The 18,204-nt window shown below is 56.7% G+C and carries 10 protein-coding genes; 1 reads left to right on the top strand and 9 read right to left on the bottom strand.

Annotated elements, in window-relative coordinates; translation table 11 throughout:
- Positions 1-35: 35 nt before the first annotated feature.
- Entirely contained in the window at positions 36-830 is a 795-nt protein-coding gene (locus MKZ07_RS24970) for a hypothetical protein (protein WP_036695521.1), read from the bottom strand.
- 613 nt (positions 831-1,443) lie between these two features.
- On the opposite strand from MKZ07_RS24970, the gene hflX reads away from it, so the two are divergent.
- Positions 1,444-2,715: a GTPase HflX gene (hflX, locus tag MKZ07_RS24965; protein WP_036695520.1), complete on the top strand. Its 1,272-nt coding sequence runs from the start codon at positions 1,444-1,446 to the stop codon at positions 2,713-2,715.
- 448 nt (positions 2,716-3,163) lie between these two features.
- Here hflX and MKZ07_RS24960 read toward each other — a convergent pair whose 3' ends face one another.
- From MKZ07_RS24960 to MKZ07_RS24925, 8 genes are all read right to left on the bottom strand, one after another.
- A complete protein-coding gene (locus MKZ07_RS24960) occupies positions 3,164-5,179 on the bottom strand; it encodes a hypothetical protein (RefSeq protein ID WP_341028320.1) in 2,016 nt (671 codons plus the stop codon).
- A complete protein-coding gene (locus MKZ07_RS24955; protein ID WP_341028317.1) occupies positions 5,176-6,435 on the bottom strand; it encodes a glycoside hydrolase family 88/105 protein in 1,260 nt (419 codons plus the stop codon). Before MKZ07_RS24955 ends, MKZ07_RS24960 begins: the two co-directional genes overlap by 4 nt.
- 27 nt (positions 6,436-6,462) lie before the next feature.
- The gene (locus MKZ07_RS24950; RefSeq protein ID WP_076155671.1) at positions 6,463-8,211 is read right to left on the bottom strand and encodes a glycoside hydrolase family 3 protein; all 1,749 of its coding nucleotides are present in this window, start codon (positions 8,209-8,211) and stop codon (positions 6,463-6,465) included.
- A gap of 138 nt (positions 8,212-8,349) precedes the next feature.
- A complete protein-coding gene (locus MKZ07_RS24945) occupies positions 8,350-11,817 on the bottom strand; it encodes a carbohydrate-binding domain-containing protein (protein WP_341028311.1) in 3,468 nt (1,155 codons plus the stop codon).
- A gap of 131 nt (positions 11,818-11,948) precedes the next feature.
- Entirely contained in the window at positions 11,949-13,502 is a 1,554-nt protein-coding gene (locus tag MKZ07_RS24940) for an ABC transporter substrate-binding protein (protein WP_051493194.1), read from the bottom strand.
- Between the two features lie 54 nt (positions 13,503-13,556).
- Positions 13,557-14,450, bottom strand: a complete 894-nt coding sequence (locus tag MKZ07_RS24935; protein ID WP_036691245.1) for a carbohydrate ABC transporter permease — start codon at positions 14,448-14,450, stop codon at positions 13,557-13,559.
- A 45-nt stretch (positions 14,451-14,495) separates the two neighbouring features.
- Complete coding sequence (locus tag MKZ07_RS24930) at positions 14,496-15,485, bottom strand: ABC transporter permease (protein ID WP_084648797.1); 990 nt, start codon at positions 15,483-15,485, stop codon at positions 14,496-14,498.
- A 225-nt stretch (positions 15,486-15,710) separates the two neighbouring features.
- Positions 15,711-17,942: a collagen-like protein gene (locus MKZ07_RS24925; protein ID WP_341028306.1), complete on the bottom strand. Its 2,232-nt coding sequence runs from the start codon at positions 17,940-17,942 to the stop codon at positions 15,711-15,713.
- Between the last annotated feature and the right edge of the window lie 262 nt (positions 17,943-18,204).

Below are 18,204 nucleotides of genomic sequence, written 5' to 3'. Positions count from 1 at the left end.
CAGCGTGGCAGTAACGGGCGTTCACCCGGCGGTCTTCACCATTGCTCAGACATTCTGAAGGTAACCGCCACATTGTCCTCACCGGCAAGCGAGCTGACCACCAGCGTGACCGGCAATAGCTGAAGATCGTAAGCGAGCCGCTGATTCAGCAGATTCGCCGCCACATTCTGGTACGCCCCGGATATGCCGGAGCCGATGCCTTGAGTCAGCACCCGTCCGCCGGTGACCGATGTACAGGTATAGTTCACCAGTAACGCTGTTTCAGTGACAGGGATAGCCGTAGTCGGTGTAGGGTAATTCACGAAAGCCCCGTTAACGGTCCCCCCGGCTATCACCTTATAGCGGATGGGGGTGGAGGCCAGAATCTCCAGCCCGTCTGGAACGATCTCGGCGGCCACTGCTTCAGGAACGGCGATCGTGGTGCTTCTGCGGAAGCTGAGGGCTGCGGTGTCGCTGCCGGTTACGGGAATATTGTTACGGAATTCAGAGGTAATCCGGCTCACCGCTATGGGCTGCAGGGAAACGGGAATCCAGAGCCCGCCGCTGTCCACCAGATAGATCCGGACCCGGATCTGCTCCTGGGAGTAAGCAATGTTGAATTGGAAAAAATTCTCCGTAATATTATACGTTTTGGTCATAACTTCCCGATAGTTCGACTCAAACAGCTCCTGCGCGAACAGCGTTGCGGGGCTTACATCATTATTTAACCCGGTTAAATAGACCGTTCCCTGTGCTACACCATTGTTCACTACCTTCACCACAGCCTGACTGATGGGCCCTGCTCCCGGGGTAGGGTTCTTTGTTAACATATTGGTTGTTAATATAGGCATAGTTATCACCCTCCGATTAGAGCCGTATTCAATAGGATATGCAGATGAAAATGGAAGTTTCTAGTCGGTTGACAGACCATGGCACATGTCAAATCACACACACTCCCGCTTACTGGGGGTTGTTGCCAGATGACAAGGACTGTGCTAAAATCAATGTAACTTTTTAGAACGGAGGGTTGCGTGTGATAGACTATATCCGGATTCGCACTTTGCGCGGCTAATTATTTTCCCATAGCGCGAAAGCTCTGCCTTGTGCAGAGGACTCAGGATAAGTCTGTCCATAACACGTAACCCATAGCATACACCTGTTAATCCGCAAACCGTACACTGATACCCGGAACCGGTACACTGTGCCCACTAGTGCATGTACCGCTTTGCCAGAATCTGTGTTTGCCGGGAGGATTAGCTTTATATCTTTTTAAGCTGCCGGGGCCTTTCGCCCCTGCCGCTTAAATCTTCATGGTGTCTATGGCAAGTATGGCCGTATAGCTGCTGCTCCCGTGCAGCGGGCTATACCAGACTTTATTCTGTTGTTCCTCCACCTACTGTTAGCACAGGCAGACTGCCTGTGCTTTTTTGATGCCCAAATTACACTATGGAGGTTGATCTATATATGGAACCCGTACAACAGAAAGCCGTTATCGTCGGCGTACAGCTGCAGAACGACACGAACTTCGCTTATTCCATGGAGGAGCTGCGTAATCTGGCAGCCGCCTGCGAGATTGAGGTCGTGGCTGAGCTTAGCCAGAAATCCAGCCGGGTGAACCCTTCGCATTACATTGGGTCCGGCAAAATCCAGGAGCTGGCGCTGCTGATGGAGCAGCATGATGCACCGGTCGTTATTTTCAATGATGAGCTGTCTCCCTCCCAGATCCGCAATCTGGAGTCATCACTGGACCGCCAGGTCATTGACCGGACCATTCTGATTCTGAATATCTTCGCCTCGCGGGCGAAGACCAAGGAAGCCCAGCTTCAGGTAGAGGTCGCACAGCTGCAATATATGCTGCCCCGCCTGAGCGGTCTGCGTGAGTCTCTCGGCAGACAGGGCGGCGGGGCCGGTCTGAAGAATAGAGGGGCCGGGGAAACCAAGCTGGAGCTGGACCGCAGACGGATTGAAGAGCGGATCTCCGCATTGCAGTTAGAGCTGCAGACGCAGGTCGCAAGGCGCCAGATCCAGCGTAAGCAGCGGCATAAGAACGAGGTGCCTGTGGTCTGTCTGGTCGGCTACACCAACACCGGCAAGTCCAGCTTAATGAACACCCTGGTGGAGACCTATCATCCCGGTTCGGGCAAAGGGGTGCTCGCCAAGGACATGCTGTTCGCGACGCTTGAGACCTCGGTGCGCAGCATTGTGCTGCCCGATCACAAGACCTTCCTGTTAACCGACACCGTAGGCTTCGTCAGCCAGCTGCCCCATCATCTGGTGAAGGCGTTCCGCTCGACCCTGGAGGAAGTAACAGAAGCGGATCTGCTGATTCATGTCGTCGATATTGCCGATCCGCAGCATGAGCAGCATATGGCTGTAACGAATGAGACCCTGAAGGCGCTGGGCGCCGACGGAATTCCTACCCTGTACGCCTACAACAAGGCCGATCTGAGGGAGGAGCCTTACCCGCAGGTGGAGGAGAATTCTGTAACCCTGTCTGCTAAGAAAAACCGCGGGATCGCCGAGCTGGTCACTCTGATCCGCAGCCGCATCTTCACCGACTATGTACAGTGTGAGATCCTGGTCCCGTTCGACCGGGGCAGCATTGTCTCCTACTTCAACGAACATGCCGATGTGCAGTCCGTCAGCTACGAAGAGCAGGGCACACGCCTGAAGCTGGAATGCCGGGCCGCCGATTACGAGCGGTTCAGAGATAATTTTATAGAGCTGCCGCAATAAAATCACTGAATGTCAAAGGAGCTGGTCCCCGCATTACGGGGGCCAGCTCCTTGTGTTGTAGCCGGTTTTCGCATACGTTCTGAAGTGTCCCTTCCTTTCATGGCAGTGCTCCGCCTATCTCTTGCCCATTCTGAGCATTCTCTCTTACCGACCGCTTGTATGGATAGCATTGTTGCACATCTTGCATTATTTTTCCAAAAATGTTACTGCCTATGGTACATTATTGCATCATTTGCAGGAATTCCGGTGCTTAGTACAACTTAACGCTGGCTTTGTTGCATTTTGTGCAGGATTTCAGCATAAGCCGTTTCTATGGGGCAGTATTGCTGCACTTCTTACAGGATTTCTCTACGATGTTACGGGCTGCGGAGCATGGCGTCCATCCATCATCGCAACAGCACCAATTGTATTCAGTTTTTCGCATACATTCAGCCTTTTAGCGGTGATGTCATCGCTCTCCCGGAGCGGGCCGCAGGTTAAGTACGAATCCGCCCTTCATGCTATTCATGCTGTTCACGCCTCTTACACCCCGCTCTCCCTTCTCAACATTCGCTTCATTCTCATGATTCCATTCGTCGACCCTCTTCTCTCCCGCCACCTTCCTTCCTGCAACTCTCTGCGTTCTGCTCCCTCCGTGCTCTCCTCCGCCGCTTACCCGCAACGCGCCCTCATCCGTCGGCTCCAGAAGCGGGGCAAAGCTCAACTCCCCCTCCTCCCGAACCTCCAGAGAGAACACCAGCGCTGCCTGCTGCATGGAGGTGAAATCCAGACTCCTGCGCGGACCGGCGTAGAGAATCATATCGATATTCATGTGGCCGTCTGCCTTATGAACCTCCCATGCCAAGCGGTTCCTTGCATCCACTGGCCCGCTGAATGCCGCGAACCAGGTGGTCAGGCTAAACACCGTCCCTCCGATGCTGATCAACGCACCTTTCTCTGTTAATCCGGCTGTAACTCCCTCCAGAGCGCCGCCAACCTCCAGCCGCAGCCGCAGGTCCGAGGCCGCAATCACACCGCCGGTCCGGTCCAGATTCGGATGAGTATCCCCGCCATCCGTTATAAAATCGATCCCGAACAGCACATGGCCTGCCTCCTGCAGCGATTGGAAGCGTGCGGAGCAGTAGTCATAGCCGTCATGCAGGCAGCGGAGCCGGATATAGGCAGGCTGACCGTAATGATCTGCATAGATCAGCAGCGGCCGTCTTTGGTTCCACAGATCACTGTGGGTGAAGGAACCCATGCTCCACTGCGGAGTCATATAAGTGACCGCCCACTTGCCGCCATACTCCTGCCTCTGCCTATGCACCTGACCCAGACCCTGCTCCCCCTTCCATCCTTCCCCCAGCTCCAGTTCCAGCTCCACTCCCCGTTCCCGATCCTTACCCTGCTCTCCCCTCCGTCCTTCCTCCAGCTCCCGCCCTTCCCCTTTTCCTTTTCCTTCTCCCTCCCCTTCCAAGCGCTGCCTTACCTCCTTCGTATCAGGAACCTTGAATCGATCCAGATAAGCAGGGGGACAATGGATGCCGCTCATATACCATTCCTCTTCGTAGGGCAGCTCCTCCCATGGGAAGAACATCACGGCTCCTCCAGTCGCCAGTTGCAGAAACGCCTTGCTCTGGTCCTCCAGCAGCACCCCGTAGCAGCGGGAATGCGGCCCGGACCACTGGGCCGTGGCGGGATGATAATACCCGGCCACGGTCCTCCAAGTCAGTTCAAGCAGCTCGCCGGTCCAAGCCTTGACCCTGCTGTCCGAGGATTCGGACTGAAGCTTCGACAGCTCCAGAATGGCAATGTAGGTGTAGACCGGGCTGTTGTATTCCTGAAAGGCCCCATGCTTCAGGGTATGAGCATGTAGCCTCCTTAGCCGCTCCAGCCCATAGTCCGCATAATCCTTACGCCCCAGCTTCTCCCCGGCAATTCGGGTCACGAACGCGCCAATTATCGCAATATTGGTATAATCCAGTCCGACATTCCGCCGGATAATGGCTTCGCAGGCACACTCTATGGACAACACGGCCGCTTCCCGCAGATCATCCGGGAAGCGGTGGCCGTGACGTGAAAGGGCCTGCACCAGTCGGCTGCCGCAGAAGTCCGCCCAGTTCCAGTCCGGCGGAGCCATCTGGTCCAGCGGCTCTTCATAGAACCAGGACCAGATGCCGAAGGTATCATGCGCCGGGTCCATATCCTGCAAGGAGATAACCTGCAGGATAATATCGAATGCCCGCTGTTCATAACGGGCCAGCTCCGTGTCAAGCAGTCCAAGTGCATAGCTGAGCGAGTCTCTGGTGGAGTGGATGAACTCCGCCTGCTTCAGCGTTGTATGATAACCCGGGCTGCTGAGCGGGGAGCGCAGCATGCAGATCGCCGGATCATAGCGGGATTCCAGTCCCGCCATCTTATGGATCAGCCGTTGCCGCTGATCCAGCCCTCCACACCCCGCTTCTGCGTTATCCTTCACGGTCATCCCCCTGCCTCCCCTTCAACATTTAATGAACCCAACCCCTCGGATTGCGCCTGACGTTGCTGATCCTCCTGACGTTGCTGCCCCCCTTGACGCTCTGAATGTTCTTGACGCCCTTGGTCCTCTTGTCGTCCCTGGCGCTCCTGACGCTCCTCATGCTCTTGACGCCCCCGATGCCCTTCATACTGTTTCGTATGCCCCGCATTCAATGCCTCTGTCAGCAGCTGCATCACCAGCCCTTGCCCGTACAGTGCCGGATATCTCCCGATGGTGTTATAGGCGGCTATCGACGGCATGACCGGGGTGCCTCCCGAGACCCCCTGCACCTCACCGTCTTCACGGATAAGTGGAAGAATACCCGCAAGGGCCGCCTTCGCGTTCTCCAGATAATCCTCCTCCAGCAGTCCGCTCTTCACCGCCTTCAGGAAGCCGCAGGCAATCCCGGCGCTGGCCGAGGTCTCCTCGTAATAATCCGGCTGATCGAGCACCGTATGCCACAAGCCGCTGGCCCCCTGAGCCTGCCGCAGCGCAGAAGCAAGCCTGCGGTAGCGGCTGTACAGCTCCTGCGGAATAACAGTCAGGCTTGCGGTCCCGGCCACAATCTCCGGGACCGCAAGTGCCACCCAGGCATTGGCCCGGGCCCAGCGGGCTGCCGACATATAGCTGCCTGCCCGGCTGTTCCAGCCATGGAACAGCAGCCCCGTCGACGGGTCCTGGAGCAGCCGAAGGTGCAGCAGCGTCTGCTGCACAGCGGCGGCGGCAAGCTCCCGGTCTCCGGTTAGCACGGCAAGCCGGGCCAGGAACAACACGGCCATATACACCGTATCGGCCCATACCTGTTCCGGGAATTCCACCGCCTCTGTCACCGTATGCTCCAGTGCCCCTTCCCGGGTCCGGGGGGCAGTCTCCCGTATCCATCCGGCAATCTCCTGAGCCGTGCTTAGATACCAAGGGTCCCCGGTCAGCCGGTACAATTCAGGAAACACTGCATAAGGAGCCAGCGAATTAATGACCCGAATCCCCTCGGCCTGCTGCTTATTCTGGCCCACCCAGTGCAGCAGGTATTCGATCACCTCACCCTTACCAGCAACTGTACCGTATTCCAGCAATGAGATTACACCCACGCCGGGCACCCAGTCCCAATGATCTATATCCATGGCCCAATTGCCCTGGTGCCGTTCGGAGCGCATGTATTCCCAGATACGCTCCAGCTTCTGCTCTAATGCCTGCCTGTTCTCTAATTCCCGCTTGATAGTCAAGACGTCTGAAGCCTCCCTGAATCGTAATCACCCTCTGGAATCTCTGCCTTTACTGGAGAGCCTCCCTGAACCGTAATCGCCCTCTTGGATCTCTGCCTTTACCGGAGAGCTTCCCTGGAACGGAATCTCTCCGAACAGCGCTTTAACCGTCAGCTCCACCGTATCTTCATGCAGGGAGTACGCATTCACCAGGGTATTTAAGAAGGGAATGTCCTGCAGCAGATAAGGCGTAGCGAACGAAATACCGATCGGCCGGACTGTCTCCGCATGCTGCATGGCCCAGATGGCTTTGGCTGCTTCGCCCACCGGACGGGCAGTGTTCATCATTCCGTGCAGCGGAAGGAAGTAAGGGGCGAAGGCCGCATCCCAGCGTACCCCGGACAGCTCCCATTGCCGCAGCGTCGTCAGCGGCTCGAATTCATCCAGAATATCGACCGCAAGCCCCCTGGCCTTCAGCTGCTCCACGAACAGATTCATCCGCTCATATCTGCGCCCCTCCGTCACCTTGTTCAGCATGATGACCAGCACCCGCCGGACCTTCTGCGGATTCAGCGGCAGCTGGCCGGTGCGGTTGCGCACCAGGGTAATACAGCGTCCGGCCAGCTCGCGGCTGAACTGTCTGACCTGCCGGTCCAGACTGGGCAGCAGCTTGTCGTCCAGCAGCGGCAGCGCCCGGCCATCCTCTCCCCCCGCGTGGGCAGCATGCACGCCAAGCCGCGCCTTCAGCTCCAGAATCCGCCGGACACTGGCCTTCAGCCGTTCCCGGCTGACGCGTCCATCCTCCACCGCCTGCTCCATCACCGTGAAGTATCGCACTCCCGGCCAGAGCAGCACATCCGTACCGCAATTGAAGCAGTCTATGATGCGCTGCGTATAGTCTCCCCAGGATAAGAACCCGCCCATATCCAGCGCATCTGACAACACCACTCCATCGAAGCCCAGCCGCTCCCGCAGCAATCCTGTTGTAATCCGTTCAGAGACGGTTGCCGGAATCGGCTTCGATCCGGCACCGCCTGCCCCATCTTCAATCCAGGGAAGGGCGATATGTCCGGTCATATAGGACATCACACCCTGATCAATCATCTCTCCAGCCACCTGCCCGTACGTGGAGAACCAGTCCTCTTCAGATAAGCTGTTCACCGTAGTAATGATATGCTGATCCCTGTAATCGACCCCGTCACCAGGAAAATGCTTGGCGCATGCCGCAAGGCCATGCTCCTGCATGCCCCGCATAACAGCGGCAGCCAGGCGTGCCGCCCGTCCGGCCTCATCGCCGAGACAACGGGTCGTAATCACGGGATTCATCCAGTTCAGCAGCAGATCGGTGCCCGGGGCCAGCGCCCAGGTGAACCCCGCCGCCCTGCCTTCCAGCGCGGTATATTTGCCGTATTCATAAGCCAGCGCTTCATCATCGGCGGCGGCAAGTGCAAGGAGCGGCGGGAAGGCCGTGAGACTCCTCACGGCCGAGCCTGCCCCGAATTCCAGATCACCGGAGAACAGCAGCGGGAACCTGCTGATGCCCTGCAGCATTCCCGCCCAGTCCCGGTAATCCTCTGCTTTACCCGCAGCCTTCTGAATAACCTCCCCGCCGATGAAGAAGCTGCCCACCGGATACTGCTCCAGATACTTGCGGAGACTTGCCTCATCATCTCCTTTGAACGGCAGTCTGCCTGCATGGTCTTGCATCGTCTGCCCGATCAGCTCACGGAGGCTCATCGCTTCAAGCGTGCCCTCTACCCATTTCTGTTCTTCCTTGCTTAACGGCTTCTGCATCATTTAAGGCTCCTCCCGGCAGGTTCTGTTCTGAGTCCAGTGTACCGGATCGCGAAGCTGCTCTACATACAGCCAGCTATAATATAAGTTCAATATTCTACAAACTGCCTGCGCGGATATCCCTAGCGGCTGATTAGCCGGTTAGGGCAGGCTGATCAGAAGCGTCCGTGCCCGCTTGTTATTCTCCTTATTCATCTCCGCATACCGCCAGATATCATTCACAAAAAAGCTGACCGTAAACCCGCCGATAGTCGGCACCGTCCACCGGGGGGTGCCCTGCGCACTGGCGTTAGCCGTCAATGTAATCTCTTCGCCCGGCTGAATCACACTGGTATTCGTGTCCGTCCATGAGACCACCCCGCCGTTGACTGAGAAAGCGCCGCCGGTAATCTGCCCGAGTCCGGTCGAGGCATTCAGCGGTGTGGGACGGACGCCAATGTTCTTCACTTTGGCCCAGAAGATCAGGGAGTCGCCCAGCTGCGGTGTGCTGTGCGCGGAAGGGCTGCCGTCGCTGTTCACAATATGCCAGCCTATATCCGTCACGGTCAGATCCGGTCCCGGTACGGGCAGTGCAGACTCATAGCTCTCATACTCCAGCCCGCTGACCATTACCTTTCCGCCGTTGCCTGCAATCTCTATCCGGTGCAGCCCGTATTCGAGACCCGTCAGCTCGTAGACAATTTTATGATCGCCCTCCAGCCCTGCCTGCGGAATGACTACAGTCTCCTTATACTCGCCATCGACGTAGACATCCGCACTGCCCATGTCGCTCTTGATATCTGATCTCCAGCGGACACCGATGCCATTGAAGCTGAAGGCGGCTGTGGCATCCTCTTCATAGGTCACATGGGAGACGCCATTGGGTGCAGGTGTGAATCCGGCATAATCAATGTAAGGATGATCATGTGCGGCCGGATACCAGTGGGAGAGCGGAACATACAGCCCTTCCTCCAACTTGAAATAATCGAGATTTGCCCCCTTCCCGGCGGAGGTGAAGCTGATCGTGTTATAGCCCGGCTGGAGGGTAATCCCATACTGCCGTGCCGTCAGATTCGCGGTCCAGCTTCCCGTAGAAGGCAGGGTTACTGTGGACTGCTTCACGCCGTTCACGAGGATGTTTTTCTTAGACTCTTCGTTGGAAGCGTATACAATTGTCAGAGTATAGCTTCCTCCGTTCACGGAATGGAAGCCTTGGATCGTTAAGCCTCCGCTATGCGTCTGCTCCACGACCTTGCCGCCCGAGGCACTGCTGTTATTACCGGTCCTCAGCGGCAGGGCAAAGGCGGTAGCTTCGGCCTCGAACTTGGCCGGATCGCCTGCGGCATGCGGTGTAATGGGCATGACCGGTGTAGTCGCTGATACGGCTGCGCTAAGAGGCGATACATTGCCGGAATCATCCACGGCCTGCACCGTGTAGCTGTAAGTGGTCTGGGGCGCTACGGTATAGTCGCTCCAGAAGGTCAGCCTACCCGGAATATTGATCACCGGAGCCGCTCCGCCGTCACGGTAGACGTTATAGCTGACGACAGCATCATTGTCTGTCGAAGCTGCCCAAGTCAGCCGAATCTGCTCATGGCTTACAGCTGTTGCCGCAGGATTGCCCGGAGAAGCAGGCAGCGTGTTGTCCTGCTCATCAAGGATATACTGGACCGTCTCTCCCGCTTCCAGTGCCACTGTAAGGGTAATGTAGGGATCTGCCGTTAGCTCCACCCGGGAGTAGGCGGCGGCATACGTCTCCCCTGGACCGAACCGTTCCCCCGAATACACTCCGCTGGACGGCAGGGCCACCCTGACCTGCATCGTTACCGGCGTCTTCTCGAAATTCACGAAGTTCAGCAGGATTTTATCTGAAGCGGCTCCGATAGCTGAAGTGCCCAGCGCCGAGGTATCCACTGCGCGGAAATATGCCTTCAGCCCGGTCAGCTCAGCCGCATTCAGCACCTCGTAGCCCAGCGGGCTTCCATGCGTAGCGTACGCGGCGGCCAGTCTGCGGAACGTCTTCAGCCGGGTCTCCCCGGATTCATTGATATTGGCCGATACCGCCGCTGTATCCTCATAGCGGTGTGTGTTCCAGTTGATCGCGGAATCGAACAGGCCAAACTCCGTCCCGTCATTGAAGAAGGCGGCGTGCTGCATAATATGGTCGGCATAACCGATATTCCCCCGCAGCTCCCGGTCAAAAGCAGAAGCGAACCGGTAAGCATACGTCCCGTATTTCGTATTGTCCGAATGATTGTCGTTGCTGCCGGTCTCGCTCATGGCCATCTCTTTGCCGAAGCCTTCCTCTGAATCGCTGTACACCCGCAGATTCTCATACAGGCTTCCGCCCGGCAACGGCTGGACGCCGGTCCCGCCATAGCTGTGTCCGTTGGTCACATCCGACAGCGCTTCAATCGGCGCACGCTGGGCAGCATCCCGTTCCCAGCCGTCGGGGGTGCCGTTATACGGCCAGTAGGCCCAGCCGGGAGCAACAATCTTCAGGTACGGCTGGCTGTTCGTCTGCCTCTCCTCGTCCATCATTTCATGAAGCGCCAGCACCGCCTTCTGTGCCCAGCCGAACAGTCCCGGCTCATTGCCTGTCTCGGCATACTGGTACAGATCGCCAAATTTGCTGACAAAGCCGCTGTAATAGCTCCTCAGCGCAGAGCTGATTGTCCCTGCCGCCAGCTCGCTGTTAGTCTTCCAGTTACCGCCGATGATATTAACCATGGGCGCAAGGTTGAGGTCGCGCAGCGTCTCCAGGTACTTGCGGCCCTGCGGGTCCCAGCCTGCGCTGGTATCGGACCAGAAGGAGGTGCGCATCCAGTTGCCGCTGTAGGCAATGCCCAGCCACTTGGTCATCGGGGCCAGATGGCGGATCGCATGCTCGTCATACCGGAAGGTCGAGGCAGCAATTGTGCTTCCCAGGTGGATATACCGTCCGTGGATAGGCTCGGTGGCAGGCTCAGTCAATGTGTCCAGCCTGAGATAATCCCATTCAAACCACAGATACTTGTCACCGTCGTATCCGGGTGACTGCGGATCTGCGTATAGCCCGCGGTCCACAGTCAGCTTCAGCTCATTGCTGCCGGTCTTCAGCTGTTCTGAGGGGATGTAGAGTCTATAGGTTTCTTTCCATGTGTTCGTAAGGGGGGTCTCTCCGTCGTTCAGCCCGGTAATCTGAATTAGCCCGCTGAAGCTGCCATTGGTGAATACGGCCAGCTGCGGAATAGCGGTGCTTGCATCCAGTACCTTGAAGCTGAACTCTACACCATAGGGGGGAACGTCCGTAAGATTGAAGCTTAGCTCCATCGCCGCATTGCGGTCCAGCTTCATGCCGCGGGAGATCGTATTCCAGTTCAGGGGATTGACGGGGAGAGTAATATTCTCACTGTACACATCCTGATACACTGTAAATTCTGCAGAGCTGTTATCCTGCTCGCCCACCTGCCAGAGCAGCGGGGACGGCTGGTAGGTATCCTCTGTGACTGTACTGTTATTTGCTTGTTCTTCCACAACCACCTGTGCAGGCGGCATTTCGGCAGAGCTAATTCGTGCTCCGGGCAATGATGCAGACATCCATACCAGAACTGCAATGAGCAATTTGCCTGTGATTCTCTGAATTCGCATAGTAACACCCTCTCTTGATCAGATAGGGGCTCCCCAAAGGCTGGATTTGCGAAAGAGAATACCCGGTACCTGCCGCAGGCGGCCGCGTGACTGCTGCTGCCGGATACCGGGCGTGCTATGGCCTCTACTGCTTATTTGGCGGCCAGAAAAGCGTCGAGCTGACTCTGAATTTCCGTAATCACAGCGTCCAGGCCTGCGGCCTTCAGCTTGCTGTTCATCTCCTTCAGGACCGGCTCAGGGTCCTTTTCCCCGGAGAACAGGGTGTTCTTATACTGTTTCGTAATGTTGATCAGCGCCCCGATCTGTGACTGCACCTTGGTCGAATCGAACACAAACCCGATGACCGGTGAAATATTCGAATTCTTATTCCAGTCCGTATAGAGCTGCACGCGCTTCGGATCTTCATCCTTATTCAGGTAGTTCAGCAGCACATTGCCGATCATCCAGGAGGATACGGAGTTATAGCCGCTGTCCGCAATGAACTCTACGGTATTGTTCTCCAGCTTCTTGTAGTGCTTGCCCTCAATGCCGAAGGTCAGCAGGTTGTAGAGCACCGGATCGGTGTGAATCAGGTTCATGAACATCATAGCCCGCTCGGGGTTCTTCGAGGTTCTGGAGATGGCGAGCATCGAGCCCTGCAGACTCTTAGTGCTGACCTGAACAGGCAGCAGTGTCTTGATGATCATCGGCTTCTCAGCGAGCCGGGTCCAGTCATTGGTGGAGGTCGGATTCATGTTGCCGTAGACGAACCAGGCTTTGCCGCTTTTTACCGCATCCTTCAGCTCGGTCTTGTCTGTAGCTCCATTCTTGTTGATATAGCCCGCTTCATACCAGCTGCGGATCAGCTTCAGCCGCTCCGTCATGGCTGGCGTGTCGTATTCGTTGAACACCTTCATGGTCTTGTAATCGAGCAGAGTCGGGATATCATTGCTGCCGTCCAAGTCCTCGCTGTCAGGATACGCGGTGAACCAGTGCAGACTGTCGGTATGGTTCATGAACAGCGGGGAGAGCGCCGGCTCCTTCTCCTTAATCGTCTTCAGCATCGGCTCAATATCCTCCAGCTTCTGGAGGCTGTTCACATCGAAGCCATATTTATCGACAATTGCTTTGTCAAAAGCAAACCCGACCGACTGCCCCAGCTCCTTCTCGGTTGGAACCGCATACAAATGTCCGTTGACGGTAGCCGCCTGCAGGTAGGCGGGATTGATCTGTGCCTTCGTCTCCTTGGCATAGGTATCCAGCAGCTCCTCCAGCGGCAGATACGCTCCCTTCGCGGCATTGGTCATGAAGTTCCAGGTATAGACCATGTCGAACACCTCGCCGGACTGGATCATCAGGTTGACCTTGTCGGCCGGCTTATCCCAGCTTAGCTGGTTAATCTTGAGGGTAGCGTTGATTTTATCCTTCAGGTAGGCGTTGATCTCCTGCTCTACGGATGCCACATCCGTATCCGGCCCGCCGGGCAGATACAGGGACAGCTCCACCGGTGCAAGCGTACCCGGCTTTTCTGTTCCGGCTGCTTCCGTGGCAGCAGCTTTCTTCGTTGCCGCCGGAGCCGTGGTACTCTCTCCCGCTTTCTCTGTAGGCGCCGCTGTGTTGCCGTTGTTCCCCGAGCATCCGGCCAGAGTGAACCCGGCTATCAGTACAAGCGACAGCAGCAGACCTGTGACTTTTTTACCTGCCATACTTTTTTCCTCCCCTTGATGGAACAAATATATGCTAATCGGTAGGTTCCGAGGTTAGCCTTTGATAGAGCCGAGCGTCAGTCCTTTGATGAAATACCGCTGGAAGAACGGATAGGCCAGCACAATCGGCCCAATGCCGATCAGCGCCATCGCCATGCGGATCGTCTCGCCCGGCAATTTGGCCAGCTCGGTGGCCGAGCCTTGAATGAGTGCCCCGTTGCGGCTCAGGTAATCGGCCTGGGAGATCATTTTGTACATCAGATATTGGAGGGAATAGAGGTCTGTATCGGTGATGAAGATCATGCTGTTGAACCAGTCGTTCCAGTAATGCAGCGTATTGAACAGCCCAATCGTAGCGAAGACCGGCAGGGACAGCGGAAATACAATCTTGAAGAATGTCCGCAGCTCCCCCGCCCCGTCGATCGTAGAGGCTTCAATCAGCGCAGGCGGTACACTCATCTGGAAGTAAGTCTTCATAATCAGCACATTGAACGGAGACAGCAGCATCGGCACGACCAGTGCCCAGATCGAATTCTTGAGGTCCAGCACCTGGGTGTAGACCATATACCACGGCACCAAACCGCCTCCGAAGAGCATAGTGAAGAAAATCAGGAAGGCGAACACCCCCCGGTACCGGAAATCGGCCCGCGAGATCGGATACGCATACAGGGAAGAGATGAACACACTGACCAGCGTTCCGGTAATGGTGACGAAGAACGAGATGCCGTAGGCCCGCAGCACCACGCTGTAATCCTTGAAGATATATGCGTAAGCCTCCAGGCTAAGCTTCTCCGGGATGAATTGATACCCGTTGCGCACGATGTAATCGTAGTCGGTAATGGAGATCATGAAGACGAGTACAATCGGCAGCAGGCAGGCCAGAGACAGGATGATAAAAATAATATGGAGGAGAACGTTAGTGAAACGGGATATTTCGTTATTAGCCACGGATTTCCACTCCTTCTTAGGGTACGTGCACCGCCTGACTTTTATCTAGAACACCGCCTGATCCTTATCGACCTTGCGCACGATCCAGTTCGAGCCGAGGACCAGGAAGAAGCCGACCACCGATTGGTATAATCCGGCCGCTGCGGACATCCCCAGGTTACCCATATTAATCAGCGCGTTATAGACGTAGGTGTCGATGACCAGTGTAGTTGGGTACAGCGCCCCGGAGTTCAGTGTGGTCTGGTAGAACAGCCCGAAGTCGGAACGGAAGATGCCCCCGATCGCCAGAATCGTTGTAATAATAATGACCGGCCGGATGAGCGGAATGGTGATGTGCATAATCTGCTTCCACTTGCTGGCACCGTCGATCAGGGCCGCTTCATAGTACTCGTTGTCAATGCCGATGATCGCCGCCAGATAGATGACACAGCCATAGCCCACCCCTTTCCAGAGATTGATCAGCGGCAGAATGAACGGCCAATACTTCGGCTCCGAATACCAGTTCAGCTCATCCAGCCCGAACAGGGCGAAGACCCCTTTGTTAATGAAACCGTATTCAACATTCAGAAAAGCGAACACCAGATAGCTCACCACCACCATCGACAGGAAGTAGGGGAAGAACATGATGCTCTGATAGAATTTGGCGGCCAGCTTGTTCCTCAGCTCATTCAGGGCAACCGCGATGGACACGGCAAAAACCAGATTGAGCACAATGAACACGAAGTTGTAGAGCACCGTATTGCGGGTGATAATCCAGGCATCCGAGGTGGCGAACAGGAATTTGAAGTTATCCAGCCCCACCCACGGACTGCCAAGAATCCCGTCCACATAATTGATATTCTTGAACGCGATCACAATTCCGAACATCGGCAGATAATTGTTAATCAGCAAAAATACTACGCCCGGCAGCAGCATCAGCAGCAGCACCTTATGCTTCAGCAGATGCTTCAGCCCGTGTCTCTTCTGTGTGTTCCGGCCTGCCGGCAAGCTGCTGCTGCCTGTACCCGCCATACTTCTCTTCTTCTCTGTAATCATTCCTTCCGCCTCCTGATTCCTTCAGCGATCCCTCTCTTCCCTGACTTAAGTGTACCTGCAGGCGGCCCCCTGCTAAATAAGGCCATCTATAATAAAAGTTCAAAATCCTACGGAGTTTGGAAGGGCCATACAAAGGAATGGACAAAACACAAAAAGGCGCTCCACGATGACCGCCGTGGAACGCTCTTGTAGCTGAAGCTTATGCGCTTGATCCGACAGCCGGGATTAGGTCAGTCTGTGAACAGACCACACAATCCCCGAGGAGGCACCTCCAAGATCTAACGGCACAGTTAATCCATCTGCTACATAGAAGAGACCGATGACATCACCCGCTGTTAAGTCGAACTCACCCGCCAAGGTTACCGTGCCGTTGCCCAGTATTGTTCGGAGGGACAACACCAGCGCAATATTTACATCCAGCAGCGGGAACAATCCGGTTACCAGATTCGTCACAGTAGGGGACGTTCTCTGCACTACAAAAGCCGGATCAATTCCTGCTCCCAATGCAACCGAGATGGCAGCTGTAGTGCTGTAGTTAATGGTAGCCTCAAACGAATATCTACCGGATACCGGTATCGTGTAGTTGCCCGTAGTCTCATTAAATGTCGCACTATCATAGTACGGCGTAGTCACAGTCCAGCCGGTCAGCTGAGTACTGGTCGTGACTGAGAACGTCGGCAGGAATGCGGAGAACCCTTCCGCTGCCAAATTCGGGCCAGTCGCTCCGGTCGCTCCTGCCACCGCTACTCCTGTTGGCCCAGTTACCCCGGTCGCTCCCGTATCACCGGTTGCCCCGGTTGCTCCGGTTGCTCCGGTTGCTCCAGTCGCTCCGGTTACTCCCACTCCCGTTGCTCCAGTCGCCCCGGTCACTCCCACGCCTGTTGCTCCAGTCGCTCCGGTCGCCCCGGTCACTCCCACGCCTGTTGCTCCGGTCGCCCCGGTCACTCCCACGCCTGTTGCTCCAGTCGCTCCGGTCACTCCCGCGCCTGTTGCCCCAGTCGCTCCGGTCACTCCCGCGCCTGTAGCTCCGGTCGCCCCGGTCACTCCCACGCCTGTTGCTCCGGTCGCCCCGGTCACTCCCACGCCTGTTGCTCCAGTCGCCCCGGTCACGCCTACGCCTGTTGCTCCAGTCGCCCCGGTCACTCCCGTTTCACCTGTTGCCCCGGTCGCTCCGGTCACTCCCGCGCCTGTTGCTCCGGTCGCCCCGGTCACTCCCACGCCTGTTGCTCCAGTCGCTCCGGTCACTCCCGCGCCTGTTGCCCCAGTCGCCCCAGTCACTCCCACGCCTGTTGCTCCGGTCGCTCCGGTCACTCCCGCGCCTGTTGCTCCAGTCGCCCCGGTCACTCCCACGCCTGTTGCTCCAGTCGCCCCGGTCACGCCTACGCCTGTTGCTCCAGTCGCCCCGGTCACTCCCGTTTCACCTGTTGCCCCGGTCGCTCCGGTCACTCCCGCGCCTGTTGCTCCGGTCGCCCCGGTCACTCCCACGCCTGTTGCTCCAGTCGCTCCGGTCACTCCCGCGCCTGTTGCCCCAGTCGCCCCAGTCACTCCCACGCCTGTTGCTCCGGTCGCTCCGGTCACTCCCGCGCCTGTTGCTCCAGTCGCCCCGGTCACTCCTGCTCCCGTTGCTCCGGTCGCTCCGGTCACTCCCACGCCTGTTGCTCCGGTCGCTCCGGTCACTCCTACGCCTGTTGCTCCAGTCGCTCCGGTCACTCCCACGCCTGTTGCTCCAGTCGCTCCGGTCGCCCCGGTCGCTCCCACGCCCGTTGCTCCGGTCGCTCCGGTCACTCCTACGCCTGTTGCTCCAGTCGCTCCAGTCACTCCCGCGCCTGTTGCTCCAGTCGCCCCGGTCACTCCCACGCCTGTTGCTCCAGTCGCTCCGGTCACTCCCACGCCTGTTGCTCCAGTCGCCCCGGTCGCTCCAGTCGCACCGGTCGGACCTGCCCCAGTCGCCCCTGTTACTCCTGCGCCAGTTGCACCGGTCGGGCCTGTACCGCCGGTCACTCCGGTCGCCCCTGTCACCCCAGCTCCAGTAGCTCCGGTCGGACCTGTCACCCCCGTCACGCCGGTCGCTCCAGTAGCCCCAGTCGCCCCCGTTCCGCTGGTATCGCCCAATAATTCAGCCGAGACCAGCCGGTGGGCGGTGACTAGCTGGCCGGTGCTGCTCTTCCCCCATACAGAGATCTGAACCGGATCATCTACAATAGCCGGAGTGGCAAACACAAATTCAAAAGCATCCAAATCCGCAAAATAAGTAGAAGTAATAGATTCATTGGCAGCTACATTAAAAGATTGACTGACATACAGTACCCGCATGCCTCCCTGCATGTAATAGCCTTGTAAAGATACCGTAGAAGCTGAAATACTACTGCGGTTATCAATTCTGACCGTAACCTGTGTGGTGGGTCTTACCCCTCCTACTGCATTATTTTCCAGTGGTCCTGTAGATAGTAGAGTCATTTCACTGTCTCCTTTAATGGTAGATTTGTACTGTCCTGCTAGATTGTCCTTTCCTCGCTTAATCTATCTTTTGACTTCATAGAAGCTAGCAGGATAGCTAGCAGCAGAAAGATGGATCAATATAGTAATATTCTGCGATTCCGGCACGGTGTGTGCAGTAAAGCTAGATTCCGGCAGACATCCCATATAAATAGGAGACAACACAAAAGGGCCCTCCCCTCAGCCGTACTGGCCGGGAAAGGTCCCTGAATATAAGCCTATT

Source organism: Paenibacillus sp. FSL P4-0338 (assembly GCF_038002365.1).
Lineage (GTDB): Bacteria > Bacillota > Bacilli > Paenibacillales > Paenibacillaceae > Paenibacillus_AQ.
Note: the sequence above shows the minus strand (reverse complement) of the source record. Positions and strands in the feature narration are given on the sequence as shown.

Bases quoted from the DNA above. Each gene is read 5' to 3' on its own strand.
- MKZ07_RS24925 (WP_341028306.1), bottom strand. From the start codon at position 17,942: ATGACTCTACTATCTACAGGACCACTGGAAAATAATGCAGTAGGAGGG.
- MKZ07_RS24950 (WP_076155671.1), bottom strand. From the start codon at position 8,211: ATGATGCAGAAGCCGTTAAGCAAGGAAGAACAGAAATGGGTAGAGGGC.
- MKZ07_RS24940 (WP_051493194.1), bottom strand. From the start codon at position 13,502: ATGGCAGGTAAAAAAGTCACAGGTCTGCTGCTGTCGCTTGTACTGATA.
- hflX (WP_036695520.1), top strand. From the start codon at position 1,444: ATGGAACCCGTACAACAGAAAGCCGTTATCGTCGGCGTACAGCTGCAG.
- MKZ07_RS24930 (WP_084648797.1), bottom strand. From the start codon at position 15,485: ATGATTACAGAGAAGAAGAGAAGTATGGCGGGTACAGGCAGCAGCAGC.
- MKZ07_RS24945 (WP_341028311.1), bottom strand. From the start codon at position 11,817: ATGCGAATTCAGAGAATCACAGGCAAATTGCTCATTGCAGTTCTGGTA.
- MKZ07_RS24960 (WP_341028320.1), bottom strand. From the start codon at position 5,179: ATGACCGTGAAGGATAACGCAGAAGCGGGGTGTGGAGGGCTGGATCAG.
- MKZ07_RS24970 (WP_036695521.1), bottom strand. From the start codon at position 830: ATGCCTATATTAACAACCAATATGTTAACAAAGAACCCTACCCCGGGA.